This window comes from Rhodococcus sp. NKCM2511 (genome assembly GCF_014905595.1).
Lineage (GTDB): Bacteria > Actinomycetota > Actinomycetes > Mycobacteriales > Mycobacteriaceae > Rhodococcoides > Rhodococcoides fascians.
The window spans coordinates 559,939-585,287 of the sequence record NZ_BNHJ02000001.1; the positions used below are offsets into that span (position 1 = coordinate 559,939).

Here is a 25,349-nt window from a genome sequence, read left to right on the forward strand (position 1 = left end):
GCCGCGCCGTGATCACGGCGTGAAGCGTCGGAATCCGCCTTCGGCCCCGATGACCTGTCCGGTGATCGAACCCGAATCGTGCGAGAGCAACATCGCCACGACCGCTGCGGCCTCTTCTGGTGAGTTCCACCGACCGCGCGGCATGTGACGCTCTACGAATTCGTTCAGATCCGCACTTGCCCAACCGGTATCGGTCGGACCCGGATTGATCGTGTTGACGGTGATGCCACGTTCGATCAGGGAATCGGCCACGGTCGGTGTGATCGCGGCGATGGCACCCTTGGTCACCGCATAGGGAATCTCGGTTGGCATCGGCCCCTCTCCCTGCCCGGACGTGAACAGCACGACGCGTCCGCCGTCAGGATGATCGACGTACCGTTGCGCGAATTCCTGCACCAGAAGCAACGACGCGCGCACGTTCACCGCCCACGTCAGGTCGAGGTTCTCTGCCGTCAGAGAACCCAGTTCGCCCAGCTGTGATCGCGCATGGTTGATCACCAACGAGTCGACGGCACCGAACCTGGATTCGACAGCGTCGAACAGGGCGGCAGGCGCTTCGACATGGAAGAGATCGATGTCCAGATGCCCGAGTCTGCTTGCGCAGTGGATAACTCGGCGAGACCCTGCACCGCTCCCGGCGTTCCCACTCCCCACGGTTCTCTGACGTCTTAGGCATCGCATGATTGCGCGAAGACGCGGGCGCGCTCGTCCTGCAGCAACCTGCGGGTGATGGCGAAGCCGATTCCTTCCCTCCGACCGACGCCGGTGACGAGGACTGTTCTTCCGCGTGCCTGCGCGTCCGAGGTCATGCCGCGTCCTTCACCGTCGCGGCGTACACGTCGACGTAGTCCTGCCCCGACAGGTTCGCCAGCGCTGCCATCACCTCATCGGTGGTTGCCCGCAGAATGGCTTTACTGTTTTCTCCCCCTGCGTATCTCGTGAAATCCAATGGTTCGCCGACGACCATGCGCACCTTGCCCGGCCGCCACATCCTCGAGCCCACCGGGTTGACTCCGAGCGTCCCGTGCATCACCACCGGCACGACGGGCGCTCCCGTCTCGAGCGCTACTCTTGCCAGCCCGGTCTTGCCCTTGTACAACCGGCCGTCGGGAGATCGCGTCCCCTCCGGGTACACCGCCCACACCTTCCGTTGTCGCAGAATACTTTTCGCGGCATCGAGCGCCGGAGCCGAAGCATCTGCCCCGCGGCGGTCGACGGGAACCTGACCTGTCGCGCTGTAGAACCAGCGAAGCGCCGCGCCCTTGATTCCCCGGCCGGTGAAGTACTCACTCTTGGCGATGAACGTGACTCGGCGACGAACCAGGAGGACGAGAAAGAACGAGTCGACGACGGTGAGGTGGTTGCCGGCGATGATCACCGGTCCCGTCTTCGGGATATTGCCTGCGCCGACCACCGACGGACGGCCGAGAACTCGGAGGATCGGGCCGATCAGCACATATTTGAAAAGCAGATACCACATTGATCGATCCTCTCGGCTGGACATCGTCACGGCTGAGAGTAGACAATGTCTACGTGGCTGAAAACCTTCGGACTCGACTGGTGGACGCAGGCGTCCGCCTGCTCGAAAACGAGGGACAGGGCGGGCTCACCATCAGAGCGGTCACGCGTGAAGCCGGCGTATCGCACGGCGCACCGAGACGGTATTTTCCGACACTGAGCGCTTTGGCCGCGGCCGTGGCCCGAGTCGGTCTGGTCGATCTCGTGACCGCACTGAATTCTGCTGCACAGCAGTCGGATTCGCCCCGAGATGCACTGGATGCGATGGCGCACGCGTACGTGCAGTTCGCGGCGCAGCGCCCCGCGATGTTCGCGCTCATCTTTCGACACGACCTGCTCGAGGGCTCCGGCGAGAATCTGCGCGGACAGTCGCGACCCCTGTTCGAGGCTCTCACCTCGACACTCGATGCCGTCGTGCCGGAGAATCCACAGTTCACAGCACTGAGACTGTGGACCTCCGTGCACGGAATTGCGGCGCTCCACGCCACTCGAGCGTTCGAGCCGATCACCGACACCTCGGCAGTGCCGGACCTGATCCGATGCGCAGTGCGCGACGTGATCGCCGACGCTACCGGACCAGGGACTTGACCGACGCCGGCAGCTGGCGGACGTTCTTGTAGGGGCCTACCACTGCGGCACCGAAAGGCCGGTCGAGCAACACGGCCACTACCTCGCGTACCTCGTCGTTGCCGACACTGTCGATGCGCGCCAACGTGTCGGTGATGTCGCGGTGATTGCCGTAGTTCAGTTCGCTGCGACCGATACGGTTCATCCGAGAACCCGAATCCTCCAGTCCCAGCACCAATCCACCGCGCAACGAACCCTTGGCGCGAGCGCACTCGGCATCGGTGATGCCCTCGGCCGCAACCTTGGCGAGCACCTCGCGAATCACCGTGGTGACCTCGCCCAGGTTCTCCGGCTGACATCCCGCGTACACCGAGAACGCCCCGCTGTCGGCAAACGTATCCACCGAGGAGTACACCGAGTAAGCCAGTCCGCGCTCTTCCCTGATCTCCTGGAACAGGCGAGAACTGAGCCCACCGCCGACAGCAGAATTCAGTACCGACAATGCCCAGCGGTGTCCTTCGTGACGTCCGAACGCCCGCACGCCCAGGCACAGATGCGCCTGTTCGCTGTCCCGGGTGGTCAGGCTCAGCGTCGGATTCTGCCGCAATCGCGCTGAACCGCTACGCCTTTCGGCCGGCCGCAGGCCCTTTTCCAGATGACCCGCGAAGGCGCGACGTACCAACGACACGATCTGCTTGTGATCGACGTTGCCTGCGACGGCGACGACCATCCGTTGCGGCGTATAGCGGCGAACATGGAACGAATGCAGTTGGGAACGGGTCATCGATTCGATGGATTCGACAGATCCGATGATCGGACGCCCGATCGGGTGATCACCGAACATCGCTTCCAGGAAAGCATCTCCCAGGAGATCCTCGGGATCGTCGTCGCGCATGGAGATCTCTTCGAGGACCACCTGACGCTCGACGTCCACGTCTGCCGATCTACACCGACCACGAAGCACCACATCGCTGACGAGATCGATCGCGAGCGCGACGTCCTCGTCGAGCACGTGCGCGTAGAAGCACGTGCTCTCCTTGGAAGTGAATGCGTTCAGCTCTCCCCCGACACCGTCCATCACCTGGGCGATCTCGAGCGCACTACGCGTCGGCGTCGACTTGAACAGCAGATGTTCGAGGAAGTGCGCAGCACCGGCGACGCTGGGTTGCTCGTCGCGCGAGCCGACGCCGACCCACACACCGACCGATGCCGAGCGAACGCCGGGAACGAACTCGGTGACGACCCGAAGGCCGCCGGGCAGAGTCGTGCGTCGAACGCCCGTGTCGGTGCCGCTGGTCTCTGGAACGGCCGAACGGTACGTCCCGAGGGGACGTACCGTTCGGCTCGCTTGCTTCTTACTCAGCGCTGACCTCGGCGGGTGCCTCGGGAGCGTCGGCGGGAGCAGCTGCGTTGTCGTCTTCGACGGGAACGAGGCTGATCTTGCCGCGGTTGTCGATATCGGCGATCTCGACGCGCAACTTCGACCCGACGCTCACGACGTCCTCGACCTTGTTGATGCGCTTGCCGTTACCGAGCTTCGAGATGTGCACCAGTCCGTCGCGGCCCGGGAGCAGCGAGACGAATGCACCGAAAGCCGTTGTCTTGACGACGGTTCCGAGGAATCGCTCGCCGACCTTCGGCAGCTGCGGGTTGGCGATGGCGTTGATCATGTCGATCGCGGCCTGTGCGGACGGGCCGTCCGCTGCACCGACGTAGACAGTGCCGTCATCTTCGATCGAGATGTTGGCACCGGTCTGCTCGGTGATGGAGTTGATCATCTTGCCCTTGGGCCCGATGACCTCGCCGATCTTGTCGACCGGCACCTTGATCGCGGTGACGCGAGGTGCGTACGGGCTCATCTCGTCCGGGGTGTCGATGGCCTCGGCCATGACCTCGAGGATCGTCGTGCGAGCATCCTTCGCCTGTGACAGCGCGCCGGCGAGCACCTTGGAGGGAATGCCGTCGAGCTTGGTGTCGAGCTGCAGGGCGGTGACGAAGTCCTTGGTTCCGGCGACCTTGAAGTCCATGTCGCCGAACGCGTCCTCGGCACCGAGGATGTCGGTGAGGGCGACGTAGCGAGTCTCGCCGTCGACCTCGTCGGACACGAGGCCCATCGCGATACCGGCAACCGGGGCACGCAGCGGCACACCGGCATTGAGCAGCGACAGAGTCGATGCGCAGACCGAGCCCATCGAGGTCGAGCCGTTGGAGCTCAATGCCTCGGAGACCTGGCGGATGGCGTACGGGAACTCTGCCTGGCTGGGCAGAACCGGCAGCAGAGCGCGCTCGGCGAGTGCGCCGTGACCGATCTCGCGACGCTTCGGCGAACCGACGCGGCCGGTCTCACCGGTGGAGTACGGCGGGAAGTTGTAATGGTGCATGTAGCGCTTGGACGTCTCGGGCCCGAGCGAGTCGACCTGCTGCGCCATCTTGACCATGTCGAGGGTGGTGACGCCCAGGATCTGGGTCTCGCCGCGCTCGAACAGAGCCGATCCGTGGGTACGCGGGATGATCGCGACCTCGGCGGACAACGACCGGATGTCGGTGATGCCGCGGCCGTCGATGCGGAAGTGATCGGTGAGGATGCGCTGGCGAACCGACTTCTTGGTCAGTGCGCGGAACGCGGCACCGATCTCCTTCTCGCGGCCGGCGAAGCTGTCTCCGACCGAGGTGAGGACCTGAGCCTTGACCTCGTCGAGCTTGTTCTCGCGCTCGGCCTTGCCGGCAATGGTCAGTGCCTCGTTGAGCGGGATCTTCGCGGCGTTCTCGACGGCTTCGAAGACGTCGCTCTGGTACGCCGGGAAGACCGGGTAGTCGCCGGTCGGCTTGGCGGCCTTGGACGCGAGCTCCTGCTGTGCGGTGCACAGGGCTGCGATGAAGGGCTTCGAGGCCTCGAGGCCCTCGGCGACAACTGCCTCGTTGGGTGCGGTAGCGCCGCCCTCGATGAGCTCGATGACGTTCTCGGTGGCCTCGGCCTCGACCATCATGATCGCGACGTCGGCGTCGGCACCGGAGCCGGAGACGATGCGGCCGGCGACGACCATGTTGAACACGGCCTTCTCGAGCTGCTCGTTGGTCGGGAACGCAACCCACTGCTTGTCGATCAGCGCGACGCGAACGCCGCCGATCGGACCGGAGAACGGCAGGCCGGCGATCTGGGTCGATGCCGACGCGGCGTTGATCGCGACGACGTCGTACAGATCGGCCGGGTTGAGGCTCATGACCGTGATGACGACCTGGATCTCGTTGCGCAGTCCGTCGACGAACGTCGGACGCAGCGGCCGGTCGATCAGGCGGCAGGTGAGGATGGCGTCGGTGGACGGACGGCCCTCGCGGCGGAAGAACGATCCGGGGATACGGCCCGCGGCGTACATGCGCTCTTCGACGTCGACCGTCAGCGGGAAGAAATCGAATCCCTCACGGGGGTGCTTGCCCGCCGTCGTTGCCGACAGCAGCATGGTGTCCTCGTCGAGGTACGCGGCGACTGCGCCTGCGGCCTGCTGTGCGAGGCGACCCGTCTCGAAGCGGATGCTCCGCTTACCGAAAGAGCCGTTGTCGATGATCGCTGTTGCTTCGTAGACGCCTTCTTCGGCGTCCAATGTTGTGGTGTCCGACATGTGTTCTGTTCTCGTCCTCTCGTCTTTGCCGTGCCCGCGTGGACACACCACCAGCCCTCCTGGCTGTGGCGGCATACCTGTGCCGTCCATCTCCGAGAGTTCGTCTCGGGACGCGGCTGCGCGGAGGCGGCCATCGATCGAAGCCCTCCGGATCTCGTATCCGAAAAGCCACTACCGAAGACCGACACCACGGCGTGACAGGCATACACGGCGGTGTGCGGATACCGTGTATCCGCTGGTCGTGCTGACTATCCTGTTGTTGCGGTACAAACACAGAAAGCCAACGAGGAACAGTCTAAGCACTGCCTCGTTGGCTACTGCACTATTGCTGCGAGTCGGGTGTACACCGGCGCGTCGAACCATGCATCGGCAACATCCTCGCGTCGATCGAAATTATCGACGCAGACCCAGACGCTCGATGAGCGAACGGTAGCGAGTGACGTCTACCTTCGCGATGTACTTGAGCAGACGACGACGACGTCCGACCAGCAGCAACAGGCCGCGGCGGGAGTGGTGATCGTGCTTGTGCATCTTGAGGTGCTCGGTCAAGTCGACGATGCGCTTGGTGAGCATTGCAACCTGCGCCTCGGGCGAACCCGTGTCGGTGGGGTGCAAGCCGTACTCGCCGAGAACGGCCTTCTTCTGTTCGGTGGTCAATGCCACTGGTACTACTCCTGATCAATGACGTCCGCGTGAAAGGAAGCAACGGGCCCCGCCGTGGACGATGCGTGATCATCCGGGCGGTATCGAAGCCGGTGCAGCCGCCGCGGACCGCAGCGAACACCGAGGAGTCAGCCTATCAGGCTGCGCTGGCGGCCAGGATCGAGCGGGCCCGGTCGGCGTCCCGGCCCATCTCCTCCACGAGAGCTTCCATGGAATCGAACTTCTCCATTCCGCGCAGTCGCTCGACGAAGTCGACTGCCACGTGCTGCCCGTAGAGGTCTCCCTCGCCGTCGAGCACGAACGCCTCGACGGTCCTGGTGCGTCCCGAGAACGTGGGATTCGTGCCCACCGACACCGCCGCCGGGTGCCGCTCCCCCGGAGTGACCGTCCCCATGATCGGACCCGGGCCGAGCACGGTGAACCAGGCCGCGTAGACCCCGTCCGCCGGTATGGCCGAGTACATCGGCGGAGCGACATTGGCTGTGGGATAGCCCATTTGACGGCCGCGTCCGTCGCCGTGCACAACGACACCCTCGACGCGATGCGGGCGGCCGAGCGCTGCAGCTGCTGCCGCGACGTCCCCGGCGTCCACGCACGACCTGATGTAGGTGGACGAGAACGTGACGGCATGCTCGGCCAACAGGTTGACTCCGTCGACCGCGAAGCCGGACCGTTCGCCGATCTTGCGCAGCATGGGGACCGTCCCGAGCGCCTTCTTCCCGTAGGTGAAGTTCTCGCCGACGACCACTTCTGCAACGTGCAGGCGTTCGATGAGGATCTCGTGCACGTATCGCTCGGGGGTGAGTTTCATCAACTCGGGCGTGAACGGCATGACACAGAACACGTCGATGCCCAGTTCCTCGGCCAGTTCGGCACGCCGGGTCAACGTCGTCAACTGCGCGGGGTGACTACCAGGACGTACCACTTCCATCGGGTGGGGATCGAAGGTCATGAGCACGCTGGGTACGCCGCGTTCCCGAGCTGCGGCCACTGCTCTACCGATCAACTGCGCATGTCCGCGGTGAACGCCGTCGAACACACCGATCGTGAGCACACATCGGCCCCAGTCGGCAGGTACATCGTCGAGACCTCGCCATCTCTGCACACCGCGAATCCTACGGCCCGGCGGCCGCTCGGTCATCCTCGGACAGGCGTGTCGCGTGCGGCAGGTATGGACAAAAGGGTGTCCCCACGGTAAATATTTCGGGGTGCCTAACTTATTTCTTCGATCCCGCGGATCTCGCGTGGGTCGAATCGTTGCGAGCTGGGCCGTGGCGGGACTGCTGGTAGCGACGTCGAGCGGATGCGCTCGCGCGGTCGGCGACGACGAGCCGACGTCGATGGACGACGGCAGACCGTTGGTGCTGACGACGTTCACGGTGCTGGCCGACATGGCCGCGAACGTTGCAGGCGATCACCTCCGTGTGGAGTCGATCACCAAGGCCGGAGCCGAGATTCACGGGTACGAGCCCACACCCGGGGACCTACGCACTGCCGAAAGCGCCGATCTGATCCTGGACAACGGTCTGGGACTCGAGGCGTGGTTCGAGAAGTTCGTCGAGCGGGTGCCGGCACCGCACGCGGTCGTCAGCGCACACGTGGAACCCGTCTACATCCGCGACGACGCGTATGCGGGCAAGGCCAATCCACATGCCTGGATGTCGCCGGTCGTGGCGCAGACCTACATCACCAACATCGCCGACGCGTTCGTGGCGCTCGACGCTGTCCATGCCGAGGAATACCGCGCCAACGCCGCCGCGTACATCACCGAGCTGCGGTCGGTCGGCGACGAACTGGAATCCGATCTGGCCCAACTTCCGGCGCAGCAACGTGCTCTGGTGACGTGTGAGGGCGCGTTCGGCTATCTGGCCCGCGACTTCGACCTGCAGGAGGCGTATCTGTGGCCGGTCAATGCCGAACAGGAAGGGACACCCAAACAAGTGGTCCGCACCATCGATTTCGTTCGTGACAACGACGTGCCTGCCGTCTTCTGCGAGTCGACCGTCTCGGACAAGGCTCAGCTCCAGGTCGCCGACGACACGGGTGCCCGCTTCGGCGGAAAGCTGTACGTCGACTCCCTCAGCGCCGCCGACGGACCCGTGCCCACCTACCTCGATCTGCTGCGTTACGACGCGCGGCTGATCGCCGACGCGTTGGTGGGCACACGATGACCCGGCACATCTCGGGTGCGAACCGGGACGGCGCCGCGCTGACCGTCGACGCCGTCGACGTTCGGTACCGAGACGTCGTGGCGCTGGTCGGCGCGAGCCTGACCCTCGCACCCGGACGCGTCTGCGGCCTGGTCGGAATGAACGGATCGGGTAAGTCGACGCTGTTCAAGGCCATCATGGGCGTCGTCAAGACCGATGCCGGTTCGATCACGGTCTTCGGCGGCGACCCCGCCCGGGCCCGCAAAGCCGGGACGGTCAGCTACGTGCCCCAGGCCGAATCGGTCGACTGGACCTTCCCCATCAGCGTCCGGGACGTGGTGATGATGGGTCGTTACGGCAAACAGAACTTTCTCCGAACCCCTCGTGCGGCAGACAGAGCTGCGGTGGACGCGGCCCTGAGACGAGTCGATCTCACCGAGCTCGCCGATCGACAGATCGGGCAACTCTCCGGCGGACAGCGCAAACGGGCATTCGTGGCCCGCGCCATCGCTCAGGAAGCGTCCTTGCTGCTCCTCGACGAGCCGTTCGCAGGAGTGGACAAGAAGACCGAGGCGACGATCACGCGACTCCTCCGAGAACTGGCCGCTCAGGGTGCGTCCGTCCTGGTGTCCACCCACGATCTGCACGCCCTTCCGGAACTGTGCGACGAGGCAATCCTGCTGCAGCAGCGGGTCCTGATGCACGGCAGTCCAGCCGAGGTGTTGCGCCCGGAGAACCTGGCACTGGCCTTCGGCATGGACCCGTCGAAGATCGACGAACTGGGCGCGAGCTCTCCTACTTCGGAAGCGAGCTGAACCGTGTACCTGATCGACTTCGTCGTCAATCCTCTCGAATACACCTTCATGCAGCGTGCGCTGTTGGTGACCGTCACCGCCTCGATCGTCTGCGCAGTGTTGAGCTGCTGGCTCGTACTCATCGGCTGGTCACTGATGGGAGACGCCGTATCGCACGCGGTACTCCCCGGCGTCGCCCTGTCCTATCTGCTGGGTGCGCCGTTCGCCATCGGCGCGCTGCTGTTCGCACTCATCGCGGTCGGTGCCATCGGGGTGGTTCGCAACACCACCATCGTCAAGGAGGACGCCGCGATCGGCGTCGTGTTCACCACGTTGTTCGCCCTCGGCGTCGTCCTGATCTCCAAGTTTCCGAGCCAGATCGACCTCAACCACATCTTGTTCGGAAACCTGCTCGGGGTGTCGCAGTCGGACATGATCCAGGTGTTCGTGCTCGGCGGGCTGGCGTTGGCCGTGATGGTGATCAAGCGTCGCGATTTCACTCTGTTCGCCTTCGACCGCACGCAGGCTCGCGCGGTCGGCATCAATCCGAGCGTGATCTCGGCCGCGATGTTGACGCTGCTCGCGCTGACGACCGTCGTGGCGCTACAGGCCGTCGGCGTCATCCTGGTCGTCGCCATGCTGATCACACCCGGCGCAACCGCATACCTACTCACCCACAGCTTCGGCCGCATGCTGGTGATTGCCCCCGCCATCTCGGTGGGCTGCGCCCTGGTCGGTATCTACGCCAGTTTCTATCTCGACGTCTCCTCTGGTGGCAGCGTGGTGCTGGCCCAAGGCCTGGTGTTCGTGCTGGCGTACCTGTTCAGCCCGGCGCAGGGCATCGTCACGCGCGCTCTACGCCGCCGAGGACAGGTGACGGTGGCTCCGGCCGGGTGAGATGTCTTTTTCCATTGGATTGCCTAAGCTCGGCGACGTGGCGCAACGAAAAGACGATCCAGCTCCGGCCGACGAGGGCGTCCAGCTGTCCGCAGTTGCGCAGGACTACCTCAAGGTCATCTGGACGGCCAGCGAATGGAGTGAAGACTCCGTCAGCACCAAGATGCTCTCCGAACGAATCGGCGTGTCCGCATCCACGGTGTCCGAGGCGATTCGCAAACTCGCCGATCAGGGCATGGTGGACCACGCCCGGTACGGTGCCATCTCACTCACCGAGAAGGGCCGACTGGCGGCCATAGGCATGGTCCGTCGACACCGTCTCATCGAGACGTACCTCGTTCGCGAACTCGGGTACGGCTGGGACGAGGTCCACGACGAGGCAGAAATCCTCGAACATGCGGTATCCGATCTGATGATGGATCGGATAGACGCCAAACTCGGCCACCCCGAACGAGATCCACACGGGGACCCGATTCCGTCGGCCAACGGGTCGATCGACACGCCGTCCGCAACCAGACTGAGCGAGTACCTCGACGGTCAGTCGGGACGAGTTGCTCGTATCTCCGATTCGGACCCCGCAATGCTCCGGTACTTCGATTCGGTCGGCATCGAGCTCGATCTACCGATCACCGTGGTCGAACGACGCGACTACGCCGGCACGGTGGCGATCGAACTCGCCCGACGCGGCAGCACGGAGTCCATCGATCTCGGTCACCGCGCCGCCGAAGCGATCTGGATGGTTCCGGCCACCTGAGCGGTGCAGTCCCCTGGGTCGCAGGGCCGACTCGAACGGGAAATCAGTACCCGCGCAGTGTTGCCGGCCGCACCACCATCACCGAGCTCGCCCGCTTGCCCTTTTCCTGCAGCAACGCGATGGTGTGCCCGGTGGGATCGACAGCCGCGTAGACCCCCTCGATACCGACAGGATCGAGCCAGCGTCCCTGGCTGAGCGACTCCGCTTCGGCGGCATCGATCTGTCGGTGCGGAAATGCGGTGCGCGCGGCCTCGTCTATATCGAGGCCCACAGCGGGATTCTCGGCCAATTCCTCGAGCGTCACGGCGTGGTCGAGCGTGAACGGCCCGACCCTGGTTCTGCGCAGAACCGTCAGGTGACCGCCGACGCCCAGTGCTGCGCCGAGATCCCGTGCGAGCGCGCGCACGTACGTCCCCGACGTGCAGTCCACCTCGACATCGAGGTCGACGAACCGGCCATCGGAATCGACGACATCGCGGCGAGCCGTCACGTCGAAGCGAGTGACAGTGACCTTGCGAGCGGCGAGGGTGAACTCCTCACCGGCGCGCGAGAGCTTGTGTGCCCGCTGACCGTCGACCTTGATGGCACTGACACTGGCCGGAACCTGCTCGATGTCACCGGTGAGTGCGGCGACCCCGGCCGCAATATCCGAATCCGAGACATTCGTGGCCGGGACGTCGGCGAGCACCTCACCCTCGGCGTCATCGGTCGTCGTACTGCGCCCCAGTCGCACGGTGGCGGTGTACGACTTGGTCGTCAGCGTCAGCAGTCCGAGCATCTTGGTCGCCCGCTCGACGCCCAGAACCAGCACCCCGGTCGCCATGGGGTCCAACGTCCCCGCATGACCGACCTTTCTGGTCTGCAACAACTTTCGGCACGACGCGACGACATCGTGACTGGTGACGCCCGGCCCCTTGTCGACCACCAACACACCGGCACCGACGAGACCGGACGAGATCTTTCCGCGAGCATTCACGAGAGTGCATTGTGCCAGGCGCGACGAGCCGGTCGTCACATCACCGAGATCGCCGTCATCACCAAACCGTCGGACACCATCCATCGACCGTCGAAAGCCGTCAACGGAGGTCCGGATACGGTGTCACCCGGGACCAGCAGTTCGGATCGAAACGTTCCCGAGATGTCGTCGCCGCTGCCGGTGCGCTCGAACGTGATGTGCGCGTCCTCGAACCCGAGCCAGCGACCGGTCAGCGGCTCCCAAGCCTTGTACGTCGCCTCCTTGGCGCAGAACAACACTCGATCCCAGTGGACGTCTTCTCGGCCCGCGGTCGAGAGCCACTCGCGCTCGGCTTCGAGGCTGACCGCGTCGAGCACGCCGTCGGGAAGAGGTCCGTGTGGCTCGGCATCGATTCCCACCGAGCGAACCTGCATGGCGTAGCCCAGAACGGCACCCCGGTAGCCGTCGCAGTGCGTCAACGACCCCACCACTCCCTTCGGCCACTGCGGTGCGCCGGAGGTGCCGCGCATGATCGGCGCGGGCTCCACACCGAGCTTCTGCATCGCCACACGCGCGCAGTGGCGAGCCGAGGTGAACTCACGTTTGCGCTTGTCCACAGCCTTGGCGACCAACGGCGCTTCGAGTGGGTGCGGCATCAAACCCGGTGGATCGGTGAACAATTCGGCCGAGACAACACCATTGGGGAGAATCGATTCGATCACTGGCCTGCCCTCATCTTCTCGACCTCTGCCTCCATCTCGGGCGTCACGGTGAAGTGCCCGCCCCATTTGTTCAACGTGCCCGGCGGATACTCGGGAACCGGAAGAATTTGGCGCAGAACGTTGTTCGGCAGTCCACGGCGCTGCCATTCGCGCGGGTAACCCACCGAGACCTCCTCGAAGCGGACGCCGTCGTAGTAGGTGGTCCGCGGGATGTGCAGGTGACCGTACACCGAGCAGATCGCGTTGTACCTGGTGTGCCAGTCCGCCGTCAGCGTCGAACCGCACCACAGGGCGAACTCCGGGTAGAACAACACCTCGGTCGGCTGACGCACCATCGGAAAGTGGTTGATGAGCACGGTGGGAACCGTGGTGTCCAGCGCGTCGAGGCGCTCGCGGGTGGCGTCGATGCGGGCATGGCACCAGGCATCGCGCGTCGCGTACGGCTGAGAGGACAGCAGGAACTCGTCGGTGGCGACGACGTTCTTCTCGCGCGCGATCGCCAGCCCGTGCTCCTTGTCCCGCGCACCCTGCGGGAGAAACGTGTAGTCGTAGAGCAGGAACATCGGCACTATCGTCGCGGGTCCACCTTCGCCTTCCCAGAGCAGGTAGGGATCCTCGGGAGTGACGACGTCGATCTCGCGGCAGAGATTGACCAGGTATTCGTACCGAGCTGCTCCGTGGATCTGAACGGGGTCCTTCACCGTCGTCCACAACTCGTGATTGCCAGGAACCCAGATCACTTTCGCGAAGCGGCTGCGCAGCAGCTCGAGCGCCCATTTGATGTCGTCGGTCTTCTCCGAGACGTCTCCGGCGACGATCAGCCAATCCTCGGGTGACTCGGGATGAATGTCCTCGGTGACAGGTCGATTGCCTCGATGTCCGACATGAATGTCGCTCACTGCCCATAACTTGGCTGCCACTGATGATCCCTTCCGATGCACTCGGCCGCCGACGTCGAATCGCCACAACCGCCCGAGAACGTACCAACCTCCAATACTCCCCGGAGATTCCGCAGCGGTGCACGCGGGGGTGAACCGCTGCGGTTCGTCGGACGGCTCCGAAAGGAGGGTCCACGCAGCAACAACCGCAGATTCGGGTATATGGTGCCTTTCATGACGCTTTTGCGGATAGCTGCAGGAAACGGCATCGTGCGATGACGGCACCGCCGATACGGGTACGCGACGCCGCCGCACTGCTCGGAGTCAGCGACGACACCGTCCGCCGGTGGATGGACAGCGGGACCCTGCCCTCCCGCGACGACGAGACGGGCCGCAAGGTCGTCGACGCGCGCGCTCTCGCGCAGTACGCCCGCGAGCACGCCGCTCCCCCGCCCGAGGTGGCATCGGGCGGTAGCTCGGCCCGGAACCGACTCGTGGGGCTGGTCACCGAGGTGGTCTCCGACGCGGTCATGAGCGAGGTCCGCATGCAGTGTGGGCCGTTCACCATCGTGTCCCTGATGAGTACCCGGTCGGTCCAGGAATTGGGGCTCGAACCGGGCTCCATCACCGTCGCGGTCGTCAAGGCCACGACCGTCATTGTCGAAACTCCCTAGAACCGAAGGACGATGTCAGTGAAGAACATTCGAGCGGTTCACGGTGCTCTGGTCGCGGTCGCCCTGATGCTTGCAGGGTGCGCGGCCGACCCCGCTGCCGAGGAAGCTCCGCAGGACGGGGGTTCGAGCACGCTGACCGTGTTCGCGGCGGCATCACTGCGCTCGACGTTCACCGCCCTCGGCACCCGCTTCGAGCAGGAACATCCCGGCACCACTGTCGATTTCAGCTTTGCGGGCTCCTCCGATCTGGCCGCGCAACTGGTCAACGGTGCACCTGCCGACGTGTTCGCCTCTGCCGATACCAAGAACATGAGCACGATCGTCGATGCCGGCCTGGTCGCCGGCGACCCGGTCGATTTCGCCTCCAACACCCTCACCATCGTCACTGCCCCGGGTAACCCGAAGGCCGTCCGGTCGTTCGCCGATCTGGCGAATCCCGATGTGCTGACGGTGATCTGCGCGCCGCAGGTGCCGTGCGGCGCGGCCACGGCAGCCGTCGAGAACGCCACCGGGACCGACATCCCGGCTGTCAGCGAGGAGTCGTCCGTCACCGACGTTCTGGGCAAGGTCACCTCCGGTCAGGCCGACGCCGGACTGGTGTACGTCACCGATGCCACGGGGGCCGCAGACGCCGTCAGCGCCGTGCCTTTCCCGGAATCGAGCGGGGCGGTCAACACCTATCCGATCGCAGCGTTGAGCGGATCCGACAACGTGGACGCGGCCCGCGCCTTCACCGACTTCGTCGCCGGACCGATCGGCCGTGGAGTGCTGACGCAGGCCGGTTTCGCGGCACCGTGACCGGGCACGCCGCGGGCACAGGTCCGACCGTAGGTGTACCCGGATGGATATTCGTCCCTGCCGCTGCCGGAGCGCTTCTCGTCGTCGCGCCGTTGGCCGCGATGTTCACCCGAATCGACTGGACGAACTTCTTCGGGCTCATCACGTCCGAGTCCGCAGTAGCCGCACTGCTGTTGAGTCTGAAGACGGCCTCGGCGAGCACGGTGTTGTGTGTGCTCCTGGGTGTGCCGATGGCGACGGTCCTCGCCCGCGGTTCGTTTCGCGGTCTGTCGACGCTGCGTTCCCTCGTCGTCCTCCCACTGGTGCTCCCCCCGGTGGTCGGCGGTATCGCCTTGCTCTACACGTTCGGTCGCCAGGGGCTACTGGGCGAACATCTCGATGCCTTCGGAATCCGGATCGCGTTCACCTCGACGGCCGTGGTGCTCGCCCAGGCCTTCGTGTCGTTGCCCTTCCTGGTGGTCAGCGTCGAGGGCGCGCTGCGCACTGCCGGGGATCGATACGACGTGGTGGCCGCAACCTTGGGCGCACCCCCTACAACGGTCCTGCGCCGCGTCACCCTCCCCTTGATCCTGCCCGGGCTGACGTCCGGAATCGTTCTCGCGTTCGCGCGCGCACTGGGAGAGTTCGGCGCGACCCTGACGTTCGCCGGTTCTCTCGAGGGAGTGACCAGAACCCTGCCCCTCGAAATCTATCTGCAACGCGAGTCCGACCCCGACGCAGCGATAGCCCTGTCGCTCGTCCTCGTCGTCGTCGCGGCAGTGGTGGTCCTGGCCGCTCGCGGTACTCGAACGACGGGAACACCATGAGTTCGCTACACCTGCGCGCCACCGTAGCGGCCCGGGGCGTCGATCTCGAGCTGGATGTCGCCGAGGGTGAAACAACGGCGATCCTGGGACCGAACGGCGCAGGTAAATCCACACTGCTGCAGCTCGTCGCGGGCCTGGTGCCACCCGACGACGGCATCGTCCGCCTGGGCGAGGACGTTCTGACCGACACGACCGCAAGGACGGCCGTTCCGGTGCACGCCCGCGGCATCGCGACTCTGGCACAGGAGACACTGCTGTTTCCTCACATGACCGCACGGACGAACGTCGCATTCGCACCACGTAGTTCCGGCGCCGACCGGAGGACGGCCAGGGCAGTGGCCGATCGATGGCTCGACGCAGTCGGAGCCTCTCACCTGGCCGAGCGCCGCCCGGCACAGCTGTCCGGGGGCCAAGCTCAGCGGGTTGCCATCGCCCGCGCACTCGCCGCCGATCCCCGACTCCTCCTGCTCGACGAACCGCTCGCCGCGCTCGACGTCGACACGGCCCCGGCCATCCGAAGACTGCTGCGCACCGTACTCCGAGAGAACGCGCGCACGGCACTGATCGTCACCCACGATCTGCTCGACGTCGTCGCACTCGCAGACACCGTCGCCGTCGTCGACGGTGGACGCGTCGTCGAACGCGGGTCGGTCGCCGACGTTCTCACCGCCCCGCGAAGCGAGTTCGGTGCTCGCATGGCCGGGGTCAATCTGATCTCGGGCCACGCACTCACCGTCGGCGACACCACCGCGCTGCGCACGCCGTGGGACACCGTCGTGCACGGCTCGGGGCAACACGGTTCCGGGACGCCGGTGGTCGCAGTTTTCTCCCCCGCTGCGGTTTCGGTACACCTCACCGCGCCGCACGCCAGCCCGCGCAACGTCTTCGAAGTAGTCATCGAGGAGATGGAAGTGCAGGGCTCGGGCATCCGCGTCCGAGCTCGTCCGCACCCCGACGGCACACCGGGTATCGCGGCTGACATCACCGCCGCCGCGGTATCGGAGCTGGGCCTCGAACCCGGCCGACGGGTGTTCTTCGTCGTCAAGAGCCGCGAGGTGGTGCTGCATCCGGCCCTGGTGTCACGGCGGTGATGCATGCGAACGCGATCAGTCTCGCAGTTGCCGATCGCTACCGGTCACGAGCCATTTACCCGACAGCACTCGACCGGCGACCGCGACCATGCGCAGGCAGACGAAGACACCCAGACCCAGCCAGATGCCCACGACACCCCAGTCGAACACCAGGGCCGACCAGATGAACGGCAGGAACCCGACGATCGCACACGCCATCGTGGCGTTACGCAAGAACGCGGCATCGCCGCTGCCCAACAGCACCCCGTCCAACGCGAACACCACACCGGCCACTGGGATGATCGCCACGAAGATCCACCAGATCGCCTGCATCTGATCGATCACCGAGGCGTCGGTGGTGAACAATCCCGGGACGACCGGCTGCCCGGCGGCGAACACCGCCGCCAGGACCACCGCGAAGACCGTCGACCATGCCGTCAACCGGCGTGCGAGCGCACGCGCATCCTCGGTCCTGCCTGCACCCAGGGCCGCTCCCACGAGTGTCTGCGCAGCGATCGCCAACGAGTCGAGCATCAACGACACCAGGTTCCACAGATGCAGCACCACCTGATTTGCCGCCACCGACGCGGCACCGAATCGCGACGCGACCGCTGCGGCAGACAGGAAGCACGCCTGGAACGCGAGACTGCGCACGATCAGATCGCGGCCGAGTACCAGCTGCGCCCGCATGACCGACCAGCGCGGGCGCAACGGCGCACCCGACCGCCCGAGGGCACCGACGAACAGAGCGCCTGCGACACCTTGGCCGATGACGTTCGCAACGGCCGAGCCCACCAATTCGAGCCGGGGAAATCCGAGCAGGCCGTGGACGAGGAGTGGACACAACACCGCCGACACGCCGAAACCGAGCACGACGAACCGCAACGGTGTCGTCGTGTTCTGCACGCCGCGCATCCAGCCGTTCCCGGCCAGCGATATCAGAATGAACGGCACCCCCACCAGCGCCACGCGCAGCCACAGAAGTGCCTCCGCGGCGATGTCACCGCCACCGGCCAGTAGAGACAAGACGGGGGCGGCAAACAACTGGACCACGAGGACGATCGCGAGACCGATGGCCACCGCCAGCCACGTCGCCTGCACCCCTTCACCGACGGCGTCGCGCTCACGACCCGCACCGTGCATGCGCGCCGCGCGCGCAGTGGTTCCGTAGGACAGGAAGGTCAGCTGCGTGCTGACCTGAGCGAGGACGAGCCCCCCGATCGCCAGGCCGGCCAGAGCCAACGCGCCGAGCCGACCGACCACCGCCGCGTCGAACAGGAGGTAGAGGGGTTCAGCGGCCAGAACTCCGAGAGATGGAAGCGACAGACCGAGAATTCGGCGAGCCGTGACAGGGGTGGAACTCACGACTCCGACAAGGCCTCACGGAGCGCATCGATCACGTCGGGGAGCTCACCGGTCGCGGTGTAGCCCGCGGCGTTGTGATGTCCACCGCCGCCGAGCCCGGTCGCCACTGCAGATACGTCCACCTGCGTCTTGGATCTGAGCGACACCACCCAGACCGACCCGAAATCCTGCTGCTTCAACACCGCGGCCACCTCCGCCTCGGAGGTGGTCCGCACGATGTCGATGACACTCTCGATCTCCTCCGACCTCAGACCGGCCGAATCCTCGCTCCGGATGACGGCGTACACGAGCCCCCGTCCGCCCGCCGCGTCGGGCAGCAGCTCGGCCGAACCCAGTACCGCCCCAAGCATCGGCAGCCAGTCGAAGGGGTGCGTATCGAGGAGGCGACGGGCGATACGTGCACCGTCGATGCCGGTCGCGAGCAATCTCTCGGCGAGCAGATGCGAACCCGGCCGCACCCACCGGAACGACCCGGTATCGGTGACCAGACCCGCGAACAGCAGATGCGCCAGGTCCGCATCGATGTCGACACCCCACCGATCCAGCAGGCGGACGATCACGGCCGTGGTGGACTCGGCGGACGCGTGGACGACGTTCAGTGTTCCGAACCGCGTGTTGCTCCGGTGATGGTCGATGACCAGGGACTCCGATGCGGAGTCGAGCCGCTCGCCGAGCGAACCGAGTCGACCTCGGCTTCCGGCGTCCACGGTGACCACCAGATCGACCGATTCGGCCACCTTCTCCGGCTCCACCAGCAGATGCCGGTTCGGTAGCTCTTCCATCGATTGAGGCAGAAACGCGGGCGCGGCGAACGCCACCTGCACCTGCGCGCCGCGACGTTCGAGTACCGAACCGATTGCCAATCCGCTGCCGATCGTGTCGGCATCCGGCTGGACATGGCAGAGCACGGTCACCGAGGAAGCGCGCTCGAGCATCTCGATCGCACGCGCCAGATCCTCGTCCAGCTCGAACTCCGAACCAGAACCATCGGACATCTCAGTCGGCTTCGGCTGGCTCGACGGCTTCTGCATCGCCGCGATCCGCGGGGGACTCCTCGCGGGGAGCCTTGTACGGGTCCGGGTCTCCGGCAGGCTTCGCGTTCGCCCGGGCGCGAGCCAGCTCCTCGTCGGCTGCGCGAGCGCGTTCGAGCAGCTCTTCCATGTGCCGGGCGGTGTCGGGGACGGTATCCGTCACGAACGTCAGCGTCGGAGTGAACCGCACACCGGTACCGGCTCCGACCTTCGAGCGGAGAACGCCCTTGGCCTTCTCCAGACCCGCCGCAGCTCCCTGCAGATCGGGCGGGGTATCGAGATCCTCGCCCATCACGGTGTAGTACACCGTGGCGTCGTGCAGGTCGGCCGTCACCTTCGTGTCGGTGATGGTCACGAACGCCAACCGTGGATCTTTGATCTCGTGGTCGATCGCCGTCGCAACGATAGCGGCGATTCGCTTGGACAACTTACGAGCCCTGGCCTGATCCACCACGACAATCACACTCCTCTTTCATGGCCGGACGTCACTGCAGTGCGACGTCTCGGCGATTACGCTCCAACATTCGCCGAACACGTTCGACGAACTCCCCGATCTAATCCTCGGGGCCGAAAATTCTTCGGCGTACTGCCAACAGTTCCAGATCCTGACGCTCGGCGACGTGCCGCTCGCACTCGTCGAGCTTGTCGTGCAACAGGTCGACGTTCGTGCCCGCCGCTGCCACGCCCAACATCGAACGCCGAATACGTTCTCGCTCACCGGTTTCGGCGGCAGACACTCCCAGCCTCTGCAGATCGCCGAGAACCGGTTCCACCATCGACCGTTTCTCAGCGAGCGAACGCACGTCCCCCAACAACACGTCCAACTCCAAAGCACCCAGATACACGCTGACGTCGCCCCTTCGATCAGCTCCGACGACAAAGCCGGTGGCGGTACATATGTCGTACCACCACCGGCTCGTCCCCGGAGTGCAGTGTCACTCCCCTGGCTTCACCACCGAGCCGACGCGACCGGGAACGGAGCTGTTCAGCTCCGGACCTGTTCTAGTCGCGCGGCTTTTCACGGAGCTCGTACGCCTCGATGACATCGCCCACCTTGATGTCGGAGTACGTCACCGTCAAACCACACTCGTATCCCTCACGAACCTCGACTGCGTCGTCCTTCTCGCGGCGAAGCGAGGAGATCGTCACGGTCTCGGCCACGACCGCATTGTCACGGAGCAGGCGCGCCTTGGCGTTGCGACGGATCGTACCGGAGGTGACGAGGCAACCGGCGATGTTTCCGACCTTCGAGGAACGGAACAGCGCGCGGATCTCGGCCTGGCCCAGAGCGACCTCTTCGTAGATCGGCTTGAGCATGCCCTTGAGGGCCTTCTCGATCTCGTCGATTGCCTGGTAGATCACCGAGTAGTACCGAATGTCGACGCCCTCGCGGTTGGCGAGTTCGGTTGCCTTGCCCTCGGCCCGCACGTTGAAGCCGATGATGATCGCGTCGGATGCCGACGCCAGGTTGACGTTGGTCTCCGTGACGCCACCGACACCGCGGTCGATGACGCGCAACTCGACTTCGTCGTCGATCTGGATACCGAGCAAGGCCTCTTCGAGCGCCTCGACGGTTCCCGAGTTGTCACCCTTGAGGATCAGGTTGAGCTGCGAAGTCTCCTTCAGAGCTGCATCGAGATCGTCGAGGCTGATGCGCTTGCGACTCTTGGCCGCCAGAGCATTGCGCTTACGGGCATTACGGCGATCGGCGATCTGACGGGCGATCCGGTCCTCGTCGACGACCAGAAGGTTGTCGCCTGCACCGGGCACCGACGTGAAGCCGATGACCTGAACGGGCCGGGACGGCATCGCTTCGGTGACGTCCTCGCCGTGCTCGTCGACCATGCGACGCACGCGGCCGTAGGCATCGCCGGCGACGATCGAGTCACCGACGCGCAGCGTTCCGCGGGCGATGAGCACGGTGGCCACCGGACCGCGACCGCGGTCGAGGTGTGCCTCGATGGCGACACCCTGGGCATCCATGTCCGGGTTGGCACGCAGATCGAGTGACGCATCGGCCGTCAGCAGCACCGCTTCGAGGAGGGCATCGATGTTGGTGCCCTGCTTGGCGGAGATGTCGACGAACATCGTCTCGCCGCCGTATTCCTCGGCGACCAGACCGTATTCGGTCAGCTGCTGCCGGATCTTGTCCGGGTTCGCGCCTTCCTTGTCGATCTTGTTGACCGCGACCACGATCGGCACATCGGCCGCCTGGGCGTGGTTGATGGCTTCGACCGTCTGCGGCATGACACCGTCGTCGGCCGCGACCACGAGGATCGCAAGGTCGGTGGCCTTGGCACCACGAGCACGCATGGCCGTGAAGGCCTCGTGACCGGGGGTGTCGATGAAGGTCACGAGACGCTCGTTGCCTTCGAGCTCGGTCAACACCTGGTACGCACCGATGTGCTGCGTGATGCCGCCGGCCTCGCCTTCGCGCACCGTGGTGTTACGAATCGAGTCGAGCAGTCGAGTCTTACCGTGATCGACGTGGCCCATGACGGTGACCACCGGGGGACGCTGCTCGAGGTCTTCCTCGCCGCCGGCATCTTCGCCGTAGGTGAGGTCGAACGAATCGAGCAGTTCGCGATCCTCGTCCTCGGGACTGACGACCTGCACGACATAGTTCATCTCGCCGCCGAGAAGCTCCAGCGTCTCGTCGTTGACCGACTGCGTCGCGGTGACCATCTCACCGAGGTTGAACAGTGCCTGCACGAGTGCAGCGGGGTTGGCGTCGATCTTGTCTGCGAAGTCCGACAGCGATGCTCCGCGGGCGAGACGAATGGTCTCGCCGTTGCCGCGGGGCAGCCTGACGCCGCCGACTGCGGGAGCCTGCATGCTCTCGTACTCGGCGCGTTTCGCCCGCTTCGACTTGCGACCGCGGCGGACTGCTCCGCCGGGCCGACCGAACGCACCTGCGGCTGCGCCACGCTGACCGGGACGGCCACCGCCGCCGGGACGGCCACGGAAGCCACCTGCGGGAGCGCCACCTGCTGGTGCACCACCGGGAGCGCCGGGAGCGCCACCGCCGCGGTAGCCACCGCCACCGCCGCCGCCCGGACGTCCACCCGGTGCGCCGCCGGGGCGACCGGGACGTCCTGCTGCGGGGCCGGGACGTGCCGAACGAGTCGGCATCGCACCCGGATTGGGGCGAGGAGGCATGGAGCCCGGGCTGGGCCGAGGTCCGGCCTGACCCGGTGCGGGACGGGGGCCGCCCTGTCCGGGAGCCGGACGAGCGCCGCCTGCCGGTGCGGCCGGCCGGGGTCCGCCCTGTCCGGGAGCCGGTCGTCCGCCGCCGGGGCGCGGAGCACCGGCACCGGGAGCGGGTCGCGGGGCCGGTCGTTCGACCGGAGCCGACGAGTACGGGTTGTTTCCGACGCGCGGAGCCTTCGGGCCGGGCTTGGGGCCAGGACCAGCGGGCTTGGGGGCGGCCGGAGCCGACGCGGTTGTCTCGGCCGACGCGGCAGGTGCCTGCTCGACCGGAGCAGCGGGTGCTGCCGGACGAGGGGTGGGCGCAGCCGGTGCCGGCGTGGGCGCAGCGGCCGGTGCCGACGGGGCAGCGGGAGCTACCTCAGCGGGCGACTGCGCTGCCGGAGCTTGCGCTGCGGGTGCCTGTGCAGCGGGGGCCTCGGGCTCGGCCGGGCGGGTTGCGGGCTTGGGTCCGGGACGAGGTCCACCCGGCTTTGCTGCGCCGGGCTTCGCGGCGGAATCCGACGCACGATCTGCTGCCGCGCGACCGTTGGGTGCTGCTGCACCGGACGCCGGCGCGTCCGCGTTTGCGGACGGGAAGGATTCACGAAGTCGACGAGCCACGGGGGCTTCGACTGTGGATGATGCGGACTTGACGAACTCGCCTTGCTCTTTGAGCCGTGCGAGTAGTTCCTTACTGGTGACACCGAGTTCTTTTGCCAACTCGTGCACGCGGGCCTTGCCTGCCACTGCTCTCCTCACTGAGAGGCCGAGCGAGGCTTGGTGCCCGCACGACCTCGGGTTATCTCCGATGGACGTTCATCGTTGGTGCTTCACGGTGTGCTCATCAGTGCTGTTGCCTGTTCTTGTCGACGGGTGTTGCTCTTGTCGTGTTCTCGCCGTGCAGCCGTTCGTGCTCGTCGAGCACGTCCGATACTGCGGACGATTCCACATTTCCCGATATCCGAAACGCGCGGCCGAAGACTCGGCGACGTTCCGCATTGTGCAGGCATTCTCGGTTGTAGTGCAACCAAGCACCACGACCGGACATCGAATGCCGGATGTCGGGGACGAGAGCGAATTCGTACGAACCAGCTTCTCGAACCACGATCCTCAACAGATCGGCGGCCGGCACTCGCTCCCTGCACCCGACACATGTACGAATCGGCCGGCTTGTCACAACCGGATTCTCGCGTTCACGTCTCCGAGCGGAGAGGTCGTTACCGAACCATCGACCACTCTACCGCTGTATTGCCTCGATCTCCGCATTCCGGCCCTAGGCGCTGGTCGTCTCGGGTGCCGCCGCGTCACTGCGGATGTCGATACGCCAACCGGTCAATCGAGCGGCAAGTCGAGCGTTCTGCCCTTCCTTGCCGATCGCCAGCGACAACTGGTACTCCGGGACCACCACTCGCGCCGCGCGAGCGGCTGCGTCCACCACGGTCACAGACACAACCTTCGACGGCGAGAGTGCATTCCCGACGAACGTCGCCGGGTCCTCGTCGAAGTCGATGATGTCGATCTTCTCGCCGGCCAGTTCGCTCATCACATTCCGCACTCGCTGCCCCATCGGCCCGATACATGCGCCCTTGGCGTTCAGGCCCGAGACCGTCGACGCGACCGCGATCTTCGAGCGGTGCCCTGATTCACGCGCTACCGCCACGATGTCGACCGAACCGTCGGCGATCTCGGGCACCTCGAGCGCGAACAACTTGCGCACCAGATTGGGGTGTGTGCGCGAGAGCGTGATCTGCGGGCCGCGGTTGCCCCGCGCGACTCCGACGACGTAGCACTTGATGCGCTCACCGTGCTCGTACGTCTCCCCCGGAACCTGCTCGGCGGGCGGAAGCAGGCCGTCGGCCCCATTCGCCTCGCTGCCGATCCGGACGATGACGGTGCCCTTGGCGTTGGCGCGCGTATCGCGCTGGATGACGCCGTTGACGATCTCACCCTCGTGGGTCGAGTACTCCCCGAAGGAGCGCTCGTGCTCCGCATCGCGCAAACGCTGCAGAATCACCTGACGAGCGGTGGTGGCAGCGATCCGGCCGAAGCCTTCCGGAGTGTCGTCCCACTCGGAGATCAGATTGCCCTCGGCGTCGAACTCCTTGGCCATCACCCGGACGGAACCGGTCTTGCGATCGACGTCGATTCGCGCGTTGGACTGGTGCCCCTCGGTGTGCCGGTAGGCGGTCAACAGCGCGGTCTGGATCGTCGAGATCACCATCTCGATCGGAACGCCCTTGTCCGCCTCGATGGCGCGCAGAGCTGCAATATCGATATTCACTTGTCCGACCCTTTCTCCGGTGCTTCCACATTCACGATTTCGTCGGTGTTCGCGGGTGACGGCCTACCGCCCACCACGCCGCCCGCAAGATCCATCTCTTCTGCGGTCGGCCGCGAAAATTCTACCTGCACAACAGCTTTCACAACATCGGCCAGCGCGATCGATCGTGTCGAGAGAACTCCCTTGTCCTTGATCACGAGGGCAACCGAGTCACCGTCGAGAAGTCCGACGCGGCCCTCGACCTTGCCGTCGGCGAGTTCGATCCGCACCTTGCGACCACGCGCGCGACGCCAATGCCGTGGTTGTGTCAACGGGCGATCGATTCCGGGAGTGGTGACCTCGAGGGTGTACGGCGCTTCGCCGAAATCGGTCACGCCGTCGAACACATCGGAGATCACCCGGCTCAACTCCGGCAGCGCGTCGAGGTCGACGCCGTCTTCACGGTCGACCATGATGCGCACGGCACTGTGCTTACCGGCAGCGACCACGTTCACGTCCTCGAGGTCGTAGCCCCGATCTCGAACCAGGTCGCCGAGCAGTTCGACAACCCTTTCCTGGGACGGAACAGGCATGTCGCGAACTCCTCGTGTGTAGTTGTCGGCAATGCGGCGCAGGTGCGC

General features: G+C 65.5%; 27 protein-coding genes. 9 read left to right on the forward strand and 18 right to left on the reverse strand.

What is annotated here, in order from left to right; all coding sequences use genetic code 11:
- Positions 1-12 precede the first annotated feature (12 nt).
- From JLZ96_RS02425 to JLZ96_RS02435, 3 genes are read right to left on the reverse strand one after another with little or no spacing between them, the layout of a single operon-like run.
- Positions 13-654, reverse strand: a complete 642-nt coding sequence (locus JLZ96_RS02425) for an SDR family oxidoreductase (RefSeq protein ID WP_201009443.1) — start codon at positions 652-654, stop codon at positions 13-15.
- A gap of 14 nt (positions 655-668) precedes the next feature.
- Positions 669-809: a hypothetical protein gene (locus JLZ96_RS02430; protein ID WP_201009444.1), complete on the reverse strand. Its 141-nt coding sequence runs from the start codon at positions 807-809 to the stop codon at positions 669-671.
- On the reverse strand, positions 806-1,480 hold the full coding sequence (locus JLZ96_RS02435; RefSeq protein WP_167327791.1) for a 1-acyl-sn-glycerol-3-phosphate acyltransferase: 675 nt from the start codon (positions 1,478-1,480) through the stop codon (positions 806-808). The genes JLZ96_RS02430 and JLZ96_RS02435 overlap by 4 nt, the downstream gene beginning before the upstream one ends.
- A gap of 53 nt (positions 1,481-1,533) precedes the next feature.
- Between JLZ96_RS02435 and JLZ96_RS02440 the strand changes: the two genes are divergently transcribed.
- Positions 1,534-2,106 (forward strand): TetR/AcrR family transcriptional regulator, encoded by a 573-nt coding sequence (locus tag JLZ96_RS02440; protein WP_236253815.1) that lies wholly within the window; start codon positions 1,534-1,536, stop codon positions 2,104-2,106.
- Here JLZ96_RS02440 and JLZ96_RS02445 read toward each other — a convergent pair.
- The 4 genes from JLZ96_RS02445 to JLZ96_RS02460 all read right to left on the reverse strand — a co-directional run bounded on the left by JLZ96_RS02445 (position 2,087) and on the right by JLZ96_RS02460 (position 7,470).
- Positions 2,087-3,346 (reverse strand): pitrilysin family protein, encoded by a 1,260-nt coding sequence (locus JLZ96_RS02445; RefSeq protein WP_236254055.1) that lies wholly within the window; start codon positions 3,344-3,346, stop codon positions 2,087-2,089. The genes JLZ96_RS02440 and JLZ96_RS02445 overlap by 20 nt on opposite strands.
- Positions 3,347-3,440: 94 nt before the next feature.
- On the reverse strand, positions 3,441-5,702 hold the full coding sequence (locus tag JLZ96_RS02450) for a polyribonucleotide nucleotidyltransferase (RefSeq protein ID WP_027496765.1): 2,262 nt from the start codon (positions 5,700-5,702) through the stop codon (positions 3,441-3,443).
- Positions 5,703-6,095: 393 nt separating this feature from the next.
- Positions 6,096-6,365, reverse strand: coding sequence for a 30S ribosomal protein S15 (gene rpsO / locus JLZ96_RS02455; protein WP_027496764.1), 270 nt, complete (start codon positions 6,363-6,365; stop codon positions 6,096-6,098).
- 136 nt (positions 6,366-6,501) lie between these two features.
- Positions 6,502-7,470, reverse strand: a complete 969-nt coding sequence (locus JLZ96_RS02460; RefSeq protein ID WP_027496763.1) for a bifunctional riboflavin kinase/FAD synthetase — start codon at positions 7,468-7,470, stop codon at positions 6,502-6,504.
- 103 nt (positions 7,471-7,573) lie between these two features.
- On the opposite strand from JLZ96_RS02460, the gene JLZ96_RS02465 reads away from it, so the two are divergent.
- The 4 genes from JLZ96_RS02465 to JLZ96_RS02480 are packed head-to-tail and all read left to right on the forward strand — an operon-like array spanning position 7,574 to position 10,960.
- Complete coding sequence (locus JLZ96_RS02465) at positions 7,574-8,536, forward strand: metal ABC transporter substrate-binding protein (protein ID WP_374758019.1); 963 nt, start codon at positions 7,574-7,576, stop codon at positions 8,534-8,536.
- Positions 8,533-9,330: a metal ABC transporter ATP-binding protein gene (locus JLZ96_RS02470; protein WP_045841827.1), complete on the forward strand. Its 798-nt coding sequence runs from the start codon at positions 8,533-8,535 to the stop codon at positions 9,328-9,330. Before JLZ96_RS02465 ends, JLZ96_RS02470 begins: the two co-directional genes overlap by 4 nt.
- 48 nt (positions 9,331-9,378) lie before the next feature.
- Positions 9,379-10,206, forward strand: coding sequence for a metal ABC transporter permease (locus JLZ96_RS02475; protein ID WP_052053360.1), 828 nt, complete (start codon positions 9,379-9,381; stop codon positions 10,204-10,206).
- A gap of 1 nt (position 10,207) precedes the next feature.
- Positions 10,208-10,960 (forward strand): metal-dependent transcriptional regulator, encoded by a 753-nt coding sequence (locus tag JLZ96_RS02480; protein WP_370878688.1) that lies wholly within the window; start codon positions 10,208-10,210, stop codon positions 10,958-10,960.
- Between the two features lie 43 nt (positions 10,961-11,003).
- Here JLZ96_RS02480 and truB read toward each other — a convergent pair whose 3' ends face one another.
- The 3 genes from truB to JLZ96_RS02495 are packed head-to-tail and all read right to left on the reverse strand — an operon-like array spanning position 11,004 to position 13,557.
- Entirely contained in the window at positions 11,004-11,936 is a 933-nt protein-coding gene (truB, locus tag JLZ96_RS02485; protein WP_201009445.1) for a tRNA pseudouridine(55) synthase TruB, read from the reverse strand.
- Positions 11,937-11,971: 35 nt separating this feature from the next.
- Positions 11,972-12,637, reverse strand: a complete 666-nt coding sequence (npt, locus tag JLZ96_RS02490; RefSeq protein ID WP_032370820.1) for a 4'-phosphopantetheinyl transferase Npt — start codon at positions 12,635-12,637, stop codon at positions 11,972-11,974.
- A complete protein-coding gene (locus JLZ96_RS02495; RefSeq protein WP_027496756.1) occupies positions 12,634-13,557 on the reverse strand; it encodes a metallophosphoesterase in 924 nt (307 codons plus the stop codon). The genes npt and JLZ96_RS02495 overlap by 4 nt, the downstream gene beginning before the upstream one ends.
- 233 nt (positions 13,558-13,790) lie before the next feature.
- Between JLZ96_RS02495 and JLZ96_RS02500 the strand changes: the two genes are divergently transcribed.
- Genes JLZ96_RS02500 through JLZ96_RS02515 form a run of 4 tightly spaced genes read left to right on the forward strand, consistent with a single transcriptional unit; the run spans position 13,791 to position 16,884 of the window.
- Complete coding sequence (locus tag JLZ96_RS02500) at positions 13,791-14,189, forward strand: molybdopterin-binding protein (RefSeq protein ID WP_027496755.1); 399 nt, start codon at positions 13,791-13,793, stop codon at positions 14,187-14,189.
- 12 nt (positions 14,190-14,201) lie between these two features.
- Positions 14,202-14,987 carry a molybdate ABC transporter substrate-binding protein gene (modA, locus tag JLZ96_RS02505; RefSeq protein WP_201009446.1) on the forward strand — a complete coding sequence of 262 codons (786 nt, stop codon included), beginning with the start codon at positions 14,202-14,204 and terminating at the stop codon, positions 14,985-14,987.
- Complete coding sequence (locus JLZ96_RS02510; protein WP_032372600.1) at positions 14,984-15,793, forward strand: ABC transporter permease; 810 nt, start codon at positions 14,984-14,986, stop codon at positions 15,791-15,793. Before modA ends, JLZ96_RS02510 begins: the two co-directional genes overlap by 4 nt.
- Positions 15,790-16,884 (forward strand): sulfate/molybdate ABC transporter ATP-binding protein, encoded by a 1,095-nt coding sequence (locus tag JLZ96_RS02515; protein WP_094652985.1) that lies wholly within the window; start codon positions 15,790-15,792, stop codon positions 16,882-16,884. The genes JLZ96_RS02510 and JLZ96_RS02515 overlap by 4 nt, the downstream gene beginning before the upstream one ends.
- A 15-nt stretch (positions 16,885-16,899) precedes the next feature.
- On the opposite strand, the gene JLZ96_RS02520 is transcribed toward JLZ96_RS02515, so the two are convergent.
- From JLZ96_RS02520 to rimP, 8 genes are all read right to left on the reverse strand, one after another.
- Entirely contained in the window at positions 16,900-18,228 is a 1,329-nt protein-coding gene (locus JLZ96_RS02520) for an MATE family efflux transporter (RefSeq protein WP_201009447.1), read from the reverse strand.
- Positions 18,225-19,223, reverse strand: coding sequence for a bifunctional oligoribonuclease/PAP phosphatase NrnA (locus JLZ96_RS02525; protein WP_032370813.1), 999 nt, complete (start codon positions 19,221-19,223; stop codon positions 18,225-18,227). Before JLZ96_RS02525 ends, JLZ96_RS02520 begins: the two co-directional genes overlap by 4 nt.
- A gap of 1 nt (position 19,224) precedes the next feature.
- Positions 19,225-19,713 carry a 30S ribosome-binding factor RbfA gene (gene rbfA, locus JLZ96_RS02530; protein ID WP_027496749.1) on the reverse strand — a complete coding sequence of 163 codons (489 nt, stop codon included), beginning with the start codon at positions 19,711-19,713 and terminating at the stop codon, positions 19,225-19,227.
- Between the two features lie 100 nt (positions 19,714-19,813).
- Positions 19,814-20,104, reverse strand: coding sequence for a DUF503 domain-containing protein (locus tag JLZ96_RS02535; protein WP_027496748.1), 291 nt, complete (start codon positions 20,102-20,104; stop codon positions 19,814-19,816).
- 157 nt (positions 20,105-20,261) lie between these two features.
- Complete coding sequence (infB, locus tag JLZ96_RS02540) at positions 20,262-23,195, reverse strand: translation initiation factor IF-2 (protein ID WP_201009448.1); 2,934 nt, start codon at positions 23,193-23,195, stop codon at positions 20,262-20,264.
- Between the two features lie 97 nt (positions 23,196-23,292).
- Positions 23,293-23,625 (reverse strand): YlxR family protein, encoded by a 333-nt coding sequence (locus JLZ96_RS02545; RefSeq protein ID WP_052053323.1) that lies wholly within the window; start codon positions 23,623-23,625, stop codon positions 23,293-23,295.
- 96 nt (positions 23,626-23,721) lie between these two features.
- Entirely contained in the window at positions 23,722-24,729 is a 1,008-nt protein-coding gene (nusA, locus tag JLZ96_RS02550) for a transcription termination factor NusA (RefSeq protein WP_027496745.1), read from the reverse strand.
- Positions 24,726-25,301, reverse strand: a complete 576-nt coding sequence (rimP, locus tag JLZ96_RS02555; protein ID WP_201009449.1) for a ribosome maturation factor RimP — start codon at positions 25,299-25,301, stop codon at positions 24,726-24,728. Before rimP ends, nusA begins: the two co-directional genes overlap by 4 nt.
- Positions 25,302-25,349 lie beyond the last annotated feature (48 nt).